This is a genomic window from Comamonas flocculans, from assembly GCF_007954405.1.
Taxonomy (GTDB): domain Bacteria; phylum Pseudomonadota; class Gammaproteobacteria; order Burkholderiales; family Burkholderiaceae_C; genus Comamonas_C; species Comamonas_C flocculans.
Map to the genome: position 1 here is coordinate 3,032,705 of NZ_CP042344.1, position 16,725 is coordinate 3,049,429.

11 protein-coding genes and 1 pseudogene are annotated in these 16,725 nt (G+C 69.2%); 5 read left to right on the top strand and 7 right to left on the bottom strand.

All coding sequences use genetic code 11. The features are described from left to right. Positions 1-3 precede the first annotated feature (3 nt). The 4 genes and pseudogenes from fahA to FOZ74_RS14525 all read right to left on the bottom strand — a co-directional run bounded on the left by fahA (position 4) and on the right by FOZ74_RS14525 (position 6,286). Positions 4-1,326, bottom strand: a complete 1,323-nt coding sequence (fahA, locus tag FOZ74_RS16410; RefSeq protein WP_255437863.1) for a fumarylacetoacetase — start codon at positions 1,324-1,326, stop codon at positions 4-6. Between the two features lie 207 nt (positions 1,327-1,533). Next, positions 1,534-3,588: pseudogene (locus FOZ74_RS16415) on the bottom strand (ABC transporter permease); the annotation flags it as partial. 116 nt (positions 3,589-3,704) lie between these two features. Next, a complete protein-coding gene (locus FOZ74_RS14520; RefSeq protein ID WP_146913724.1) occupies positions 3,705-4,772 on the bottom strand; it encodes an HlyD family secretion protein in 1,068 nt (355 codons plus the stop codon). Beyond that, positions 4,769-6,286 (bottom strand): TolC family protein, encoded by a 1,518-nt coding sequence (locus FOZ74_RS14525; protein WP_146913725.1) that lies wholly within the window; start codon positions 6,284-6,286, stop codon positions 4,769-4,771. Before FOZ74_RS14525 ends, FOZ74_RS14520 begins: the two co-directional genes overlap by 4 nt. 184 nt (positions 6,287-6,470) lie before the next feature. Between FOZ74_RS14525 and FOZ74_RS14530 the strand changes: the two genes are divergently transcribed. From FOZ74_RS14530 to FOZ74_RS14540, 3 genes are all read left to right on the top strand, one after another. Further along, positions 6,471-7,175 carry a uracil-DNA glycosylase family protein gene (locus FOZ74_RS14530; protein ID WP_222434172.1) on the top strand — a complete coding sequence of 235 codons (705 nt, stop codon included), beginning with the start codon at positions 6,471-6,473 and terminating at the stop codon, positions 7,173-7,175. A 102-nt stretch (positions 7,176-7,277) separates the two neighbouring features. Continuing rightward, the gene (locus FOZ74_RS14535; protein WP_186764610.1) at positions 7,278-7,643 is read left to right on the top strand and encodes a type II toxin-antitoxin system Phd/YefM family antitoxin; all 366 of its coding nucleotides are present in this window, start codon (positions 7,278-7,280) and stop codon (positions 7,641-7,643) included. Between the two features lie 61 nt (positions 7,644-7,704). Next, on the top strand, positions 7,705-8,340 hold the full coding sequence (locus FOZ74_RS14540) for an ATPase (RefSeq protein WP_146913728.1): 636 nt from the start codon (positions 7,705-7,707) through the stop codon (positions 8,338-8,340). A 51-nt stretch (positions 8,341-8,391) separates the two neighbouring features. Here FOZ74_RS14540 and mmsB read toward each other — a convergent pair whose 3' ends face one another. The 3 genes from mmsB to FOZ74_RS14555 all read right to left on the bottom strand — a co-directional run bounded on the left by mmsB (position 8,392) and on the right by FOZ74_RS14555 (position 12,378). Then, a complete protein-coding gene (gene mmsB, locus FOZ74_RS14545; RefSeq protein WP_146913729.1) occupies positions 8,392-9,288 on the bottom strand; it encodes a 3-hydroxyisobutyrate dehydrogenase in 897 nt (298 codons plus the stop codon). Positions 9,289-9,442: 154 nt separating this feature from the next. Next, a complete protein-coding gene (locus FOZ74_RS14550) occupies positions 9,443-10,603 on the bottom strand; it encodes an acyl-CoA dehydrogenase family protein (RefSeq protein ID WP_146913730.1) in 1,161 nt (386 codons plus the stop codon). 254 nt (positions 10,604-10,857) lie between these two features. Beyond that, on the bottom strand, positions 10,858-12,378 hold the full coding sequence (locus tag FOZ74_RS14555; RefSeq protein WP_146913731.1) for a CoA-acylating methylmalonate-semialdehyde dehydrogenase: 1,521 nt from the start codon (positions 12,376-12,378) through the stop codon (positions 10,858-10,860). 132 nt (positions 12,379-12,510) lie between these two features. Here FOZ74_RS14555 and FOZ74_RS14560 point away from each other — a divergent pair, with 132 nt between their 5' ends. Then, the gene (locus tag FOZ74_RS14560) at positions 12,511-13,404 is read left to right on the top strand and encodes a LysR family transcriptional regulator (protein ID WP_146914221.1); all 894 of its coding nucleotides are present in this window, start codon (positions 12,511-12,513) and stop codon (positions 13,402-13,404) included. Positions 13,405-13,503: 99 nt separating this feature from the next. Continuing rightward, entirely contained in the window at positions 13,504-16,653 is a 3,150-nt protein-coding gene (locus tag FOZ74_RS14565) for a bifunctional diguanylate cyclase/phosphodiesterase (protein WP_146913732.1), read from the top strand. Positions 16,654-16,725 lie beyond the last annotated feature (72 nt).

Here is a 16,725-nt window from a genome sequence, read left to right on the forward strand (position 1 = left end):
CTCTCACAGGCTGCGCGCGGGCAGCACCTGGCCGCGGCATTCGCCAAAGCCGATGCGGGCCTGGCCGGGTTTGTCGCACCAGGCACGAAACACCACCGTGTCGCCGTCTTCCAGGAAGGCGCGCTGCTCGCCATTGGGCAGCTTGATGGGGTTCTTGCCACCGGCCGTGAGCTCCAGCAGCGCACCCGCCTGGTCCAGCGTGGGGCCGGAGAGCGTGCCCGTGCCCAGCAGGTCGCCCGGTTGCAGATTGCAGCCGTTGACGCTGTGGTGCGCCACCATTTGCGCCAGCGTCCAGTAGGCGTGGCGGTAGCTGGTGGTGCAAATGACGGCGCCGCTGGCCGGGTCTTGCGCGCGCATGGCCGGGGTTTGCAGCGTGACCTGCATCTGCACGTCCAGTGCGCCGGCGCTTCGGTTGTGCTCGCTGTCCAGGTAGGGCAGGGGCTGGGGGTCACCCGCCGGGCGCTCGGGCGCGGTGCGAAAGGGTGCGAGCGCCTCCAGGGTCACCACCCAGGGCGAGATGCTGGTGGCGAAGTTCTTGGCCAGGAAGGGCCCCAGCGGCTGGTATTCCCAGGCCTGGATGTCGCGCGCGGACCAGTCGTTGAGCAGGCACAGGCCGAACACGTGGTCTTCCGCCTCGGTGATCGGCACGGCTTCGCCCAGGGCATTGGCCTGGCCGAGGAACACGCCGAGTTCCAGCTCGATGTCCAGGCGCTGGCTTGCACCCAGGACCGGGGCGCTGCTCTCTGGCGCCTTGAGCTGGCCGCAGGGGCGGGCAAAGTTCTGGCCCGAGACGACCACGCTGGAGGCGCGCCCGTGGTAGCCGATGGGCACCCACTTGTAGTTGGGCATCAGGGGGTTGTCCGGGCGGAACAGGCGCCCGACGTTGGTGGCGTGATGGATCGAGGTGTAGAAGTCGGTGTAGTCGCCAATGCGCGCGGGCAGCAGGTATTCCACCTGGGCCTGGGGCACCAGGCAGATTTGCACTACGGCCTGCTCGTGCGCGCCTTCGCGCAGCGCACGCGAGAGCGCCAGGCGCAGCGCGCTCCAGTGCGCGGGGGTGAGCGCCATCAGCGCGTTGAGCGTGCTCTGGCTGCCGGCGGCGAGCGCCTCGGCGGCGCGGCCGCTGAAGGGCTTGGCCTGGTGCAGTTCGGCCAGGTCGATGATCTGGTCGCCTATGGCCACGCCGCCGCGCGCGGGCTCGGTGCTGCCCCTGCGGCGAAACACCGCGAACGGCAGGTTCTGGATGGGGAAGTCCGTGCCTTCGGCATGGGCGGATGCAAGCCAGCTGCGCAGCGCGGGGTCGTGGGTTTCGTTCAAGGTGCTCATGGTGGTGCCCTGTAGTGGCGGCCTGGCGAGAGGCTGCGAATGGGAATGATTGCCGAGCTTATCAGCCGCCTGCGCTGGCCGCGGCGCGGGCGTGCAAAGCCGCTTGGCGGGTGCGGTTGCCCGCACGCGCCGCGGCCGGGTCAGGCGCAGCCAGGCTGCGGCGCCGTACAGCAGCGCCAACGCGGCCAGGGTCGCCAGCCTGGGGGCGATCTCCGCCAGCGTTGCGCCCATGGCGTTGAGCTGCACGAACATCAGCACCGCCGTGGTGGAGGGAATCAGTTTGGCCAGCGCCACCATCAGCGCCGGCATGGCCAGAAAGGGCCAGGACAGACCCGAGAGGAAGAACACCGGAATGGACGTGCCCGCCAGGATCTGCATGCTGCGCTCGTGGCGTTCGAACAGCGAGCCCACCAGCAGGCCGAGCGCCGAGACGCTGGCGGCAAACAGCGGCACGGCCAGCAGCAGGCCGACGAGGTTGCCCCCGCGCGGGTAGTCCTGCCACCAGAAGATGAAGCCGAAGAAGAACCAGCCCATCAGGCTGCCCAGCAGGGTGAAGGCGCTCCAGGTGCCGAGGAAGCCCCGGTGGCCCATGCGCCAGTCGCCGCTTTCGCGCTTCAGGCCCATGAACATGGCCACGGCAAACAGCAGCGTGGCCTGCAGGATGATGGAGGCCACGCCCGGCACCACGTAGCTGCCGTAGCCGTTGTCCGGGTTGAACAGCGCGCGCTGCTGCACCCCCACGTGGCCGGGGGGCAGCAGCGCGGCCAGCGGGTGGATGCTTTCCTGCACCGCCGCGCCGATGGCGCCGCGCAGCGCCTCGCCGATGAAGCGCGCGCGCACCAGGTAGGCCCCTTTCAGGTACACGCTCACGCCGCCGGGTGCGCCCTTGAGCACGCCGGCCTGCAGGTCGCCGGTGAGCACGATCAGGCCGTCCACCTTGTCTGCCTGCAGCAGCGCCTGGCCTTCGGCGATGGAGTCGGGCTGGGCCGCCAGGCGTACCTCGCGCGTGGCGTCCAGCTTGCGCAGCAGGCTGCGGCTGAGCGGACTGCGGTCCAGGTCCACCACGGCCACCGGTACCTTGATCACCGTCTGCATGGTGTAGGCCGAGGGGTAGTAGAAGCCGTAGAGCACCACCGCCGCCACCGCGGTGAGCACGATGGGGCGGTTCAGTGCCGCGGTGCGCAGCGTGTGGGTGGCCGCCGCCAGCCAGCCGCCGGGTGTGGGCGGCGCATGCAGGCGGGGCTGGCGCGCGCCCGGTTGCGCCATGCGCGCCAGCAGGGGCAAGGCCAGCGCCAGAGGCAGCACGATGAAGGCCAGCAGCACGGCCAGCGGCATGGCGCTGCTGGCCAGGGGCGAGCCCATCACCCATTGCTGCTCCTGGATTTGCACGTAGCTGGTGCTGGGCAGCACCGCCGACCAGGCACGCACGAACCAGGAGCCGCCGTTGAGCGTGAGCGTGGCACCGGCAAAGGACAGGCCCGAACCCAGATAGAAGGCCGACACCGACAGCGCCGTGTCCAGGTCGCGCAGCAGCGCCACGAGCAGGGCGGAAACCGCCCCCACCCCGGCGTAGAAGAGCAGTTGCGCCAGCAGCAGCAGCGGCAGCGAGCCCGCTACCTGCCAGCCGCGCGCGCCGGCCAGGTAGAGCGTGAAGACCACGCTCCAGAGCCAGAACACCAGCACATAGGGCGCGAGCTTGCCCAGCAGCGCGGCCAGCAGGCGCCCGTCGCTGTGCGCCAGCCAGTCGGCCAGGCTGGCGTCGGCCCATTCGCGGCCCACGGCATACACCGCCGCGCAGCCCAGCAGCATGGCCAGCACCAGGGGCGTGGCCAGGCTTTGCAGGAAGAGCTCGAAACTGGCCTGCGGGTTGCCGACGATGTTGACCTGGATGCGCGGCGGCTGGATGTGCGCGAGCTGCGCCACCTCGGCGACCAGGCTGGGGCGCAGCGCCTGGCCCAGCGCCGCCTGGGCGGCATCCGCCGCCTGCGTGGCCACGGTCTGGAAGGCGGCGTTGAAGTAGATGATGGCGCGCTCGTCCTCGCGCCGCGCGTGGCGCTCCTGCAGGCCGGGCGGCAGATAGACTACCGCATACACCCGGTCCGCGCGCATCAGCCCCATGGCTTGGGGCAGGTCCACGGGGCTGGCGGCCACCTGCAGCTTGGGCGTGGCCTGCAGGTGGCGCACGGCGGCGCGGCTCAGGGCGGAGTGGTCGGCGTCCACCACCGCGATCGGTACCTGGTTGAAGCTGCCGGGCAGGAACATCACCGCCAGCGTGACGACGGCCAGCAGCGGCAGGCCGAGCAGCAGAAACTGGTCCCACCGGCTGCCTGCCAGCAGCCCCAGCTCGCGGCGCAGCGCGGCGGCGGCCTGCAGCCAGCTCAGTCTGCCTGCGGCCACGCGAACAGCACGCTCATGCCCGGGCGCAGACCCTCCACGGGCTGCACCGGCACCGCGCGCACTTCAAAGCTCTTGACGTCGTAGCCGCTGGACTGGCGCGTGGCGCGCCAGGTGGCAAAGTCGCCCTGGGAGCGGATGTGGCTGACCTTGAAGGCCACGTCCTGCAGGCCCAGCGCCGGGATGCTGGCGCGCAGCTGCCGCCCCATGGCGATGCCGGCAAACTGGTCTTCGCGCACGTTCAAGGCCACCCACAGTTTGCTCAGGTCCACCAGGGTGATGACGGGCACGCCGGGCAGGGCGATTTCGCCGGGGTGGGCAAAGATCTTGTCCACCTCGCCGCTGGCGGGGGCCAGCAGCTGCATCTCGGCGCTGATGGCCTGGGCACCGCGCAGCCGGGCCTGGGCTCCGGCCACCTGGCTGGCGGCCACTTTTTTGTCTTCGGCGCGCGTGCCTTCCAGGGCCTTGAGGTATTGCAGATGGGCGGCGCGGGCCATTTCCTCGCTGGCCTTCTGCGCGGCCACGGCGTCGTCGCGCCGCTGCGCGGAGATGACCTGCTCGGCAAACAGGGTCTGCATGCGCCGGGCCGTGACGGCCGCCAGGTCGGCCTGGGCCTGGGCGCTTTGCCAGGTGGCCTTGAGCGAGGCCACGTCCTCCTCGCGTCGGCCGGTGTCGGTGCGCTCGCGCAAGGCCTCGGCGCTGGCCAGGGACGCCTGGGCCTGGTCTTCCTGGGCGCGGATTTCCGGGTTTTCCAGGCGCGCCAGCAGCTGGCCGGCGGTGACCGCTTCGCCCTCGTGCACCAGTACCTCCAGCACCCGCCCGGTCATGCGCGTGGCGGCGTTGATCTGGCTGGTGTCCACCATGCCCTGCAGTTGCTGGGGCGCGGGGCGGCTGGCCTGCCACAGGCCCCAGGCGATGAAGATGACGAAGCCCAGCAGCACCAGTGCGGTGGCCAGGGTGCGCAGCTTGCCGGCCTTGGGGGCGGCGGACGCCGGTGCCGGTGCAGGGGGCGATACGGGGGTTGCCGGAGCGGGGGCGGTGTGTGTGTTCATGGGGTGCTCAGATGCTCATCGGCGCGCAGCAGGTAGTCCTGGAACTGCTCACCTTGGCCGCTGGCCAGCAGCAGCGAGGCCAGGGCCAGATCGTATTTGTACGCCGCGGCGGCGCGTTCGGTGCGGGCCTGGGCCAGGGCGTTGCGCGCGTCGATCAGCTCGCTCATGGTGCCCACGCCTTCGCGAAACGAGACCTCCTGCACGCGCAGCGATTCGGTGGCCGAGGCGATGCTGGAAGCCAGCGACAGGTATTCGCGTCGCGCCGCCTCCGTTACCTGCCAGCTCTGGTGTATGGCCATCTGGATCTGCGTCCAGGCTTCGCGCGTGGCGGCCTGGGCGGCTTCCTCGCGGGCTTGCGCGGCGGCTTCGTTGCTGCTGCGGTCCACCTGCGGCCACAGGGTGTAGCGCAGGCCCACGCCAACGATCCAGTCCGGCTCGGTCAGCAAGGCGTTGCGCCGGTTCAGGTTCACGCTGCCAAAGGCATAGACCGTGGGGTATCTGGCTGCCTGGGCCAGTGCCGTGCCCTGGTGGGCCACCTGCTGGGCGGCGCGGGCCTGGCGCAGGCCGGGGTGGCCGTCCTGCGCGGCAGCCAGGAAGGTGTCCACCGCAGGCAGTGGCCGGGTTTGCAGGAAGAGCGCATTGGTGGGTGCCACCGGCTGTTCGCTGCGCAGCAGCTGCTGCAGGGTCTGCACGGCGGCGGCGTGTTCGCCCTGGGCGCGCTGCATGCCGCGTTCGGCGCTGTCGCGCGCCACTTGCACCTGCAGCACGCGGGCCTGGCTCAGCACGCCCTGGGCCTGCATCTTGCGGGCGTTGCCCAGATGCTCGTCAAAACCCGCCAGGGTGTCGCGCGTTACGACCAGCACCTGCTCGGCCAGCACCTGGCCGAAGTAGGCCTTGGCCAGGGCAAAGCGCTGGGCCTCGTGCAGGCCGTCGCCCGCGGCCTGGGCCACGTCCACGCCCGAGCGCGCGGCGGCCCTGGCGGCGGTGATGGCGCCGCCGGTGTACAGCGGCACGACGGTGGACAGCGTGGGGTGCCACAGGCTCTGGCGGCTGCGCGCGCTGATCTCGTCCGGGATGGGGCGGAACATGCTCGGCAAGGCTGCCTGCACCTGATCAATGACCTGGCTGACCGCCCCCGGGTCGATGCTCGGCAGGCCGCGGTCGGCCATCTGGCCCAGAACGGTTCCGGCAGCGCCCTGGGCGCGCTCGCGCAGATCACCCAGCGACACGGTCACCGTCTTCTGGTAGTACAGGCCCTGCATGTCGAAGTGGATGCGCGGCATGGCCAGCGCCTTGAGCGCCTCGGCCTGCTGGCGCGCGGCCTCGGTGCTGCGGCTGGCGCCCAGCAGGGCGTCGGAGCGCTCGGTCAGCAGCAGGGCGGACTGTTCGTAGCTCAGCGGCAATGCGGGCGTGCCGGCCTGGCTCTGCCAGGCGTGGCCTGCAAGGCCCAGGGGCAGCAGGGTTGCGCACAGCAGTGCCTGGCGCAGCCGACGGGATGACGGGGCGGCTTTCATGGGTGCGAAGTGTAGAAGCGCCACTGCGAGCCGGCATGCGGGCTCCGGCTGTCGGTGCCGGCGGGGTTTGGGGTGCGCAACTGCATCCAGGCGGCCCGCTTGCGCACGCCGGATACATTCGCGGTGTCGGGGTCGGGCTTCGCCTTAACATGGGGCCATGGCTTCTGGCGCTTCCCTTGAACGTGTGGCGCGCACCCTGGCGCGCGACCTGGATCATCTGAGCTGGCACACGCCCAGCCACGTCTACAACCCGCTGATCTACGCCTGGGACGGCCACCGCCAATACCTGCAGCGCTTTAGCGCGGGCAGCGGGCGCGTGCTGCTGGTGGGCATGAACCCCGGCCCCTGGGGCATGGCCCAGACCGGCGTGCCCTTTGGCAGCGTGGGCGCGGTGCGCGACTGGTTTGGCATGCAGCCGCGACTGGCGCGTGTCTTGCCGCCGCAGCACCCTCGCTACCCGCTGCTGGGCATGCAGTGCCAGCGCGACGAAGGCAGCGGCAAACGCCTGTGGGGTTGGGCGGCGCAGCGCGTGGGCACGCCCGAGGCATTCTTCGCGCGCTTCTTCGTCTGGAACTACTGCCCGCTGCTCTTCCTGGGCCAGGGGCACAACCTGATTCCGTCCCAACTCAAGTCGCCGGAGCAGCGCGCGCTGGAAGCGCCGTGCAATGCCGCGCTGGTGCAGGTGGTACGCCGGCTGCAGCCGCAGGCGGTGGTCGCCTTCGGGCGCTATGCCCAAAAGCAGCTGCAGACCGTGCTGGGGGACGCGGTGCCGGTGCACTACCTGCTGCACCCCAGCCCCGCCAACCCGGTAGCCAACCGCAGTTGGGCGCAGCATGCCGAACAGGTGTTGGCACCCTGGCTCCCGGCCCTGCCCGCCGTGCCGGGCTGAAGCGTGCCTGCGCTTGCGTGGATGCATGGGCGGCACGGCGAAGAGGGAAATTTTCCAATTATGGGTAAAATACCCAGAATGCCTTTTGCAAGGAGATGGGCCATGTCCGCTGCTGCCGCTGCACTCGCAGTCCCCGCGTTTTCCGCCTTGGCGCACACGCCGGCGTCCGATGTCAAGAAGCTCGGTTGGCGCGGCGTGATGCGCGTGGTGGGCGAGCAGGGCGCGGTGCTGGTCACCAACCACGACCGCCCGGAGGCGGTGATCCTGTCCACCACCGAATACCAGCGCCTGCTCAAGGCCGCCGAGGCCGCGCGCGCCATCCAGCAAGATGCCTTGCAGGCGCTGCGCGAACGTTTTGACGAGCGCCTGGCCAGCCTGCAGGCGCCCGACGCCGCTGATCGCCTGCGTGGCCTGCTGGCGCAGCCCCTGTCGCTGGCGGGGCAGGTGCGCGCAGGGCAGACCTGCTGATCCGATTCAACTCTTTTGATAGCTTGCAGCGCTTGATACACGGGCGCTGAGGCCGTTTTTCATGCTGATTTCCCGCCCCGTCATCTATGTTCTGGCCGGGGTCAATGGCGCGGGCAAAAGCTCGATAGGCGGGCATTTCCTCAGTCGCGCCGGCCTGGCCTGGTTCAACCCCGACAGCTATGCCCGGGAGCTGATGGCCGCCGGCATGGGCGAGCAAACCCAGGCCAACGCCGCCGCCTGGAGCGAAGGCATGCGCCGCCTGGATGAAGCCGTCGCGCAGGGGCGCAACCACGCCCTGGAAACTACGCTCGGGGGCGAGAGCGTGACCGCGCGGCTGCGCGGCGCCTGCCGCACGCACGACGTGCTGGTCTGGTTCTGCGGCCTGGCCAGCCCCGAGCTGCACCTGCAGCGCGTGCGCGAGCGCGTGGCCGCGGGCGGCCACGACATCCCCGAAGCCAAGATCCGCGAACGCTGGACCAGCGCCATCACCCACCTGATCGCGTTGCTGCCGCACCTGCTCGAAGCGCGCCTGTTCGACAACAGTGCCAGCGTCGCGGCGGGTGAGCCCGTGCCCGACCCGCTGCCCGTGGCGGTGTTTCGCGAGGGGCGGCTGGTCTGGCCGGTGCCGGGCGACCTGAAGCAACTGGCGCGCACGCCCGACTGGGCCAAGCCGGTGCTGGAGGCGGGCCTGGCATGAAAAAAGGGTGTTGCCTTCGCCGGCAACACCCTGGGCACGAAGCTCGCGCGCTCAGCCCTTCTTCTGCACCATCTTGATGATGCTGGAGAAGTCCTCGGCGCCATGCCCGGCCAGGCTGTGCGCGGCATACAGCGCGCGCGCCAGCCCCCCCAGCGGCGTGGAGGCGCGCATGGCGGTGGCGTTTTCCTGCGACAGGCCCAGGTCCTTGAGCATCAGGTCGGTGCCGAAGCCGCCGGCGTAGCCCTTGCTGGCCGGGGCGTTCTCATGCACGCCGGGGTAGGGGTTGTACTTTTCCAGCGCCCAGTTGCCGCCCGAGCTGCGGCGCATGATCTCGGCCAGCACCTTGGGGTCCAGGCCGTTGGCCACGCCCAGGCTCATGGCCTCGCTGGTGCCTATCATCAGCACCGCCAGCAGCATGTTGTTGCAGATCTTGGCGGTCTGGCCCGCGCCGATGGCACCGGCGTGGAAGATGTTGGCGCCCATCTTTTCCAGCACCGGGCGGGCGCGCTCCAGGTCGGCGTCCGAGCCGCCCACCATGAAGGTGAGCGTGCCGGCCACCGCGCCGCCCACGCCGCCGGAAACCGGCGCGTCGATGAAGGCGAGGCCCGCGGCCTGCGCCGCCTTGGCCACCTTCTGGCTGGTGGCGGCGGCAATGGTGGAGCTGTCGATCACCAGCGTGCCCTTGGCGATGTGCGCGAGCAGGCCGCCGCTGCCGTCACGGCCCAGGTACAGGCCCTCGACGTGCTGGCTGGCGGGCAGCATGCTGATGACGACTTCGGCGCCCTTGACCGCCGCTTCGCCGCTGGCGGCAATCTGGACGCCCGCGGCCTTGACGTGCTCGCAGGCGGCAGTGGCGAGGTCGAAGGCCTGCACCTTGTGACCGGCCTTGTGCAGGTTGATGGCCATGGGGCCGCCCATGTGGCCCAGGCCGATGAAAGCGATTTGCATGGTGTTGTCTCCTGTGGGGTGGTAAGAGTTGTCGGGTTCGGGTTTTTACTCCTTCCCCCTTTGGGGGAAGGTGGGGATGGGGGCGGGCTTTGTGCTGGCGCCGCTGGCCCCCACCCCAACCCTCCCCCAAAGGGGGAGGGAGCTCTCTGTCACGTCAGCGGATGGCATCGGGCGCATCGCCGTCGAGCATCCTGCGCCCGACGATCACGCGCATGATCTCGTTCGTGCCTTCCAGGATCTGGTGCACGCGCGCGTCGCGCAGCAGGCGCTCCAGCGGAAAGTCGCGCAGGTAGCCGTAGCCGCCGTGCAGTTGCAGGGCCTCGTTGATCACGTCGAAACAGGTGTCGGTGGCAAAGCGCTTGGCCATGGCGCAGTACGTCGTTGCATCACGCGCGCCGGCGTCCAGCTTGCTGGCGGCCAGGCGCACCATTTGGCGCGCGGCGACGAGCTCGGTGGCCATGTCCGCCAGCTTGAATTGCAGCGCCTGAAAGCTGGAAAGCTGCTTGCCGAACTGCTTGCGCTCCTGGATGTAGCGCTGCGCGTGCGTGAGCGCCCCTTGCGCCGCGCCCACCGAGCAGGTGGCGATGTTGATGCGCCCGCCGTCCAGGCCCTTCATGGCGATCTTGAAGCCTTCGCCCTCGCGGCCCAGCAGGTGGCTGGCCGGGATGCGCACGTTGTCGAAGCTGATGGTGCGCGTGGGCTGGCTGTTCCAGCCCATCTTGTGTTCCTTCTTGCCGTAGCCGATGCCGGGAAGCTGAGCGGGCACGGCAAAGGCGGAGATGCCGCCCGCGCCCGCGTCGCCGCTGCGCGCCATCAGCACCAGCAGGTCGGTGGAGCCGGCGCCGCTGATGAAGGCCTTGCCGCCGTTGATCACGTATTCGTTGCCCTGCAGTTCGGCGCGGGTCTTGATGCTGGCGGCGTCCGAGCCGCTGCCCGGTTCCGTCAGGCAGTAGCTGGCGAGCTTCTGGCCGCTGGTCAGCTGCGGCCCCCAGGCGTCCCGCACCTCGTCCGTGGCCCAGGTGCCCAGCATCCAGGTGGCCATGTTGTGGATGGAGATGAAGGCCGTGGTCGAGGGATCGACGGCCGCAAGTTCCTCGAAGACCAGCGTGGTATCAAGGCGCGGCAGAGCCAGACCACCGGCGTTCTCGGGCGCGTACAGGCCGCAGAAGCCCAGCTCGCCGGCCTTGGCAATCGCATCAACCGGGAAGATGGCTTCCTCGTCCCACTGGGCCGCGTGCGGGGCCAGCTCGCTCTGGGCAAACTGGCGTGCGGTTTCGGCAAAGGCGCGCTGGTCTTCGGAGAGTTCGAAATCCATGCGGGGCGTCTCCTGTTTTTTATAGCTGTTGGCGCTTGATGGGCAAGGGCTGGAGCCCGATTTTGCTTGTATTCATCCTCCCCCTTTGGGGGAGGGTAGGGTGGGGGCTTGGGGTGTTTGACCAGGCATCGTGCTCATGCCAAGGCCGCTGGCCCCCACCCCTGCCCTCCCCCAGAGGGGGGGGAGCCAAGAGGGGCCCCCAGCGGGGGGAGGGAGCCAGGAGGGCGCCTTCCCCGGCGGGGGGCAGCCGCACATTACTTCAGGCTGATGGTGGTGTTCATCGCGTGGTGTTCCGCCTCGTCAAACCAGCGCTCGGTCACGGTCTTGGTCTGGGTGTAGAACAGCACCACCTGCTTGCCGTAGGGGCCCAGGTCGCCGAGCTTGGAGCCGCGGCTGCCGGTGAAGGAGAACAGCGAGACGGGCACCGGCACCGGCAGGTTCACGCCCACCTGGCCGACGTCCACGTCCTCCTTGAATTGGCGTGCCGCCGCGCCCGAGCGGGTGAAGATGGCGGTGCCGTTGCCGTTGGGGTTGGCGTTGATGAACTCGATCGCTTCGTCCAAGTTGTCGGCCTGCACGATGCACAGCACCGGGCCGAAGACTTCCTGGTCGTAGATCGTCATGCCGGGCTTGACGCCGCTGAAGATGGTCGGGCCGACGAAGTTGCCCTTCTCGTAGCCCTTGACCGTCGGGTTGCGGCCGTCGAGCTCCAGCTTGGCACCTTCCTTGACGCCTTGCTCGATCAGGCCTTCCACGCGGTCGCGCGCGGCGCAGGTGATCAGCGGGCCCAGGTCCGTGCCGTCGGCCGTGCCGACGTTCACCTTCAGGTCCTTGGCCTTGGCGACGATGTCCGGAATCCACTTCTGCGCATCGCCCACCAGCACCATGACGGAGATGGCCATGCAGCGCTGGCCGGCGGCGCCAAACGACGCGCCGATCAGCGCGTTCAGCGCCTGTTCCTTGTTCGCGTCGGGCATCACGATGGCGTGGTTCTTCGCGCCCATCATGCACTGCACGCGCTTGCCGGCGAGGCTGGCGCGGTGGTAGACGTGGGTGCCCACCTTGGTCGAGCCGACGAAGGAGATGGCCTTGATGTCCGGGTGGTCGCAGATCGCGTTGACCGCGTCGGCCGTGCCGTGGACGACGTTGAGCACGCCCGCGGGCACGCCCGCTTCGATCGCCAGTTCGCACAGGCGCATGGTCACCATCGGGTCTTGCTGCGAGGGCTTGAGCACGAAGGTGTTGCCGCAGGCGATCGCCATCGGGAACATCCACAGCGGGATCATCGCCGGGAAGTTGAACGGCGTGATGCCGGCGCACACGCCCAGCGGCTGCAGCATGGTGAAGGTATCGACGCCGGTGGCGATGTTGTTGCCCACCTCGCCCAGTTGCAGCGTGCCTATGCTGGCCGCGTGCTCGACGATCTCCAGGCCGCGGAACACGTCGCCCTCGGCATCCGGCAGGGTCTTGCCCTGTTCGGCCGTGAGGATGGCGGCCAGCTCCTTCATGTGCGCGCGGATCAGTTCCTGGTACTTCAGGAAGATGCGCCCGCGCGCCATCAGCGAGGTCTTGCGCCAGGTCTTGAAGGCTTCCTTGGCGCTGGCAACCGCGGCGGCGATTTCTTCCGGCGTGGATTCGGGCACGCGCGCCAATACCTGCTGGGTGGCGGGGTTGATGACCTCGTGCCACTGGGTGGTCTTGGATTCGACGAGCTTGCCGCCGATCAAGAGCTTGACGGTGGGGGCGAGTACGCCCTGTGAGGTGGATGCGTCCATGGCAGATGTCTCCTGTGAAAACGGGGGTGATCGAAAGCGGATCGGCACCATGTTAGTTGTGCAAATTTGAATATGCAATAGACAATACTGCACTTTCGCTTTGCAATTTCGCACATGAAAAAACTCTCCTCGCTGGATTGGGACAATCTGCGCTACTTCCTGGAGCTGGCGCGCAGCGGCACGCTGGCCGCCGCCGCGCGGCGCACCGGCGTGGAGCACACCACGGTGGCGCGGCGCATCCAGCAGCTGGAAAAGCGCATGGGCGCGCCGCTGTTCGTGCGCGAGGCGGCGGGGCACCGCCTGACCGAGGCGGGGCGCCAGCTGCTGCCTTCGGTGGAGGCGATGGAGACCGCCGCGCTGGGCGTGGAGCGCGTGGCGGCCCGGGGCGCCTCCAGCAGCGGGCCCGCCGGCCTGGTGCGCGTGGGCGCGACCGAAGGATTCGGCACGCTGATCCTGGCGCCGCAGCTGGCGCAGCTCACGCGCCAGCATCCGCACCTGTCCATCGACCTGCTGGCGGTGCCGCGCATGCTGCACCTGTCGCGGCGCGAGGCGGACATCGTGATCTCGCTGGAACGCCCCAAGCAGGGCTCGGTCATCGTCACGCGCCTGGCCGACTACACGCTGATGGTCTACGGCCAGCGTGAATACCTCGCGCGCCGCGCGCTCATCACGCGCCTGGAAGACCTGCGCCAGCACGAGTTCGTCAACTACGTGGACGACCTGCTGTTTTCCAAGGAGCTGCAGTTCCTCGAAGACGTGTTTCCGCCCGAGCGTTTCACGCTGCGCTCCACCAGCATCATGGCGCAGTACCAGGCGGTGCGCGCGGGTGCGGGCCTGGCGGTGCTGCCCGCCTTCCTGGCCGACCGCGACACCTCGCTCACCCGCGTGCTGCCCGCGCTGGCACGCTTTACCCGCACCTTCTGGATGAGCATGCCGGCCGAGGGCAAGCACCAGGCGCGCATCCAGGCGGTATGGGAATTTCTCAAGCAGGTGGGGCAGGCGCAGGCCGCGCGGCTGCGCCCCTGAGCGGCCGGCACGGGGTCTGTAAAGCTACTTGTAAACGGTGTTCAGAAGCATCGCCATCCGTTATGCTGCACGCTTTTTGCATCAACCGCACCGTCCGAAGTGCATCCAAGCCGCCCTTCACAGCATTTCCCCTGGCACTGGCTGCCCGTGGCGCTGGTGCTCGCCCTGGGGCTGCTGGGCAGCTACGGACTATGGCGCTACCAGAGCACCCTGACCAAGGAACTGGTGCGCGAGCGCTTCGAGGCCAAGGTGGCCAACGTCACCGCGGCGCTGCAGCAGCAGGTGGAGCTGCAGGTGGATCTGCTGTCGGGCCTGCGCAACCTGATGAGCGTGGAGCCGCACCTGAGCCGGCGCGACTTCGAGTGGGCGCTGGGGCAGCTCGACGTCATGCGCACGCACCCGAGCGTGGAGCACATCGACTTCGTGCGCCAGGTGCCGGCGCAGGAGCGTGCGGGCTTTGAAGAACTGGCGCTGGGCCAGCCCCATCTGAGCGGGCGCCCGCCACTGGGCTTCAAGGTGCATCCGGCGCAGACCCTGCCCGAGTACTTCGTGGTGGACTTCACCTGGCCGGTGTCGGGCAACGAGGCCCGCCTGGGGCTGGAGCTGCACTCGCAACCGGTGGCGCTCGAAGCCTATTCGCGCGCCCGGCGCACAGGCCAGCTCGCGGCCTCGGCGCCCTTCATGCAGCACGGCGCGGTGGGAGTGACGCTGAATTTGCCGGTGTTCGACCACACCCAGGACCTGAGCATGGAGCAGGGCTTCATCGGCACCATAGGCCTGACCGTGAACGTGCCGCGGCTGCTCGAAATCCTGCGGCGGAACAGTGAAACCGATGGCTTGTCGCTGGAGCTGTCCGACCGGGGGCTGGTCGCGGCGTCGCAGCCGTCCGAGCCGCGCTCCATGGCCGCCATCACGCAGACGCCCTGGGACGCGGCCAGCGGCCGCGAGATCGATCTGCCCGTGGGCGGGCGGCGCTGGCAGCTGCGCTTCATGCCCGAGCCGCAGCTGCTCTCGGAAGTGGAGCGCTACCGCCCCGCCACCGCTGCCGGCGCGGGCGTGCTCATCACCCTGTTGCTGGCCGCGCTGGTGGCGGTGCTGGCGCTGCGCCGCCTGCACGCGCTGCAGGATGCGGACGCGGCGCTGGCGCGCCAGCAGAGCTCGGAAAACCGCTTCCAGGCGGTGTTCAACCAGGCCTCGGTCGGCATCGTGCAGCTGCACCCCGAGACCGGCAAGGTGCTGCGTGCCAACCGGTATTTCTGCGACCTGCTGGGCTATTCGCAGGCGCAACTGCAGCAGATGCGCTTTTCCGACTACACCGTCGCCGACGACATGCAGCTGAGCTGGGACGCCTTCAGCCAGCTGGTGAACCAGCAGACCGAAGGCTCGCGACTGGAAAAGCGCTACCGGCGCAAGGACGGCGGGGTGGTGTGGGTGGACATCTCGGCCACGCTGATGAAGGCCGCCGGCGACGAGACCGCCTCGCACCTGGTGATCGCCCAGGACATCAGCGCGCGCAAGCGCATGGAGCTGGAGCTCGCGCGCAGCGAGGAGCGCTACCGCGACATCTTCAACCACATGCCGGTGGGCGTGGCGCACGTGGACCAGGGCCAGATCCTCTACCTCAACGACAGGCACGTGCAGATCTGCGGCTATTCGATGAACGACGTGGCGGACATCGACGAGTGGTGGCGCTGCGTCGTGCCCGACGAGCAGGAGCGCGAGCGTGCGCGCGCCGCCTGGCAGGCCGCGCGCGACGCGGCCCAGTTCGAGGTGGATGGCACGATACGTCCGGTCAACTTCGTGCTCACCGCCAAGGGCGGCACGCGCCGCGAGGTGGAGCTCTCGGGCATGGCCGCGGACACGGGCCACATCGTGGTGCTGGTGGACGAGAGCCAGCGCAAGCGTGCCGAGCAGGAGATTGCCTATCTGGCGCGTACCGACGTGCTTACCGGCCTGGTGAATCGCCGGGTGCTGCTCGAACGCCTGCAGCAGGCGGTGGAGCGCGCCGAGCGCAGCGGCCAGTACGGCGCGGTGCTGATGCTGGGCATAGACCGCTTCAAGACCATCAACGAGACCTTCGGCCACGAGGTCGGCGACCGCCTGCTGGCGCTGGTGGCCCGGCGCCTGAGCGGGCGCGTGCCCGCGCAGGACACGGTGGCGCGCCATGGCGGGGACGTGTTCGTCGTCGTCCTCGGCGACCTGGCGGGCAGTGCGGAGGAAGCGGCGCTGGCGGTGCAGAACCTGGCCGACCGGCTGCTCGAAGCCGTGGCCGAGCCCTACAAGATAGGCCAGGGCCGGCCGCTGCAGGCCAGCTTGAGCGTGGGCGTGGCGCGCTTCGGGCGCGAGGCCGTGACCGCTGAAGAACTGCTCAAGCGCAGCGACATGGCGATGTACGCGGCCAAGGCGGCGGGGCGCGGGCTGCTGCGCTTCTTCGACCCGGCGATGCAGGTGGCGGTGGCCGAGCGCGTGCAGCTGGAAAGCGACATGCGCAGCGGCATCGAGGCCGGGCAGTTCGAGCTCTACTACCAGCCCAAGGTGCAGCAGGGACGCATCATCGGCGCCGAGGCGCTGGTGCGCTGGAACCACCCCGAGCGCGGGCTGGTGTCGCCGCTGCAGTTCGTGCCGCTGGCCGAAGAGTCGGGCCTGATCCTGCCGCTGGGCGAATGGGTCATGAAGAGCGCCTGCGAGCAGCTGGCGCGCTGGAGCACGCACCCGGTGCTCGGGCACCTGAGCGTTTCCGTCAACGTCAGCGCGCTGCAGTTTCGCCAGCCCGAGTTCGCGCAGCAGGTGCTGGCCACGCTCGCGACCACCGGAGCGCCGACGCGGCTGCTGAAGTTCGAGCTGACCGAAAGCATGCTGATCGGCGACATCGAGGCCACCATCACCAAGATGGGGCAACTCAGGGGTTATGGCGTGCGCTTCTCGCTCGACGACTTCGGTACCGGCTATTCCTCGCTGTCCTACCTCAAGCGCCTGCCGCTGGACGAGATCAAGATCGACCAGAGCTTCGTGCGCCACGTGCTCACCGACCCCAACGAGGCGGCGATCGCCCGCACCATCATCGCGCTGGGCGCGAGCCTGGATCTGGAGGTGATCGCAGAAGGCGTGGAGACCGAAGAGCAGCGCGTGTTCCTGGAGCGCAACGGCTGCGACATGTGGCAGGGCTATCTGCTGAGCAAGCCGGTGTCGCTGGCGGCATTCGAGGCGCTGGTGCATGCCAGGACTCCGGCGCCGGGCGCCGAGCCTTGAGCACGCGCAGGGCCAAGTCTGTCCGCGGCATGCGCGTCCAGGGATCAAACTCCGTATTTGATAGCTTGCAGC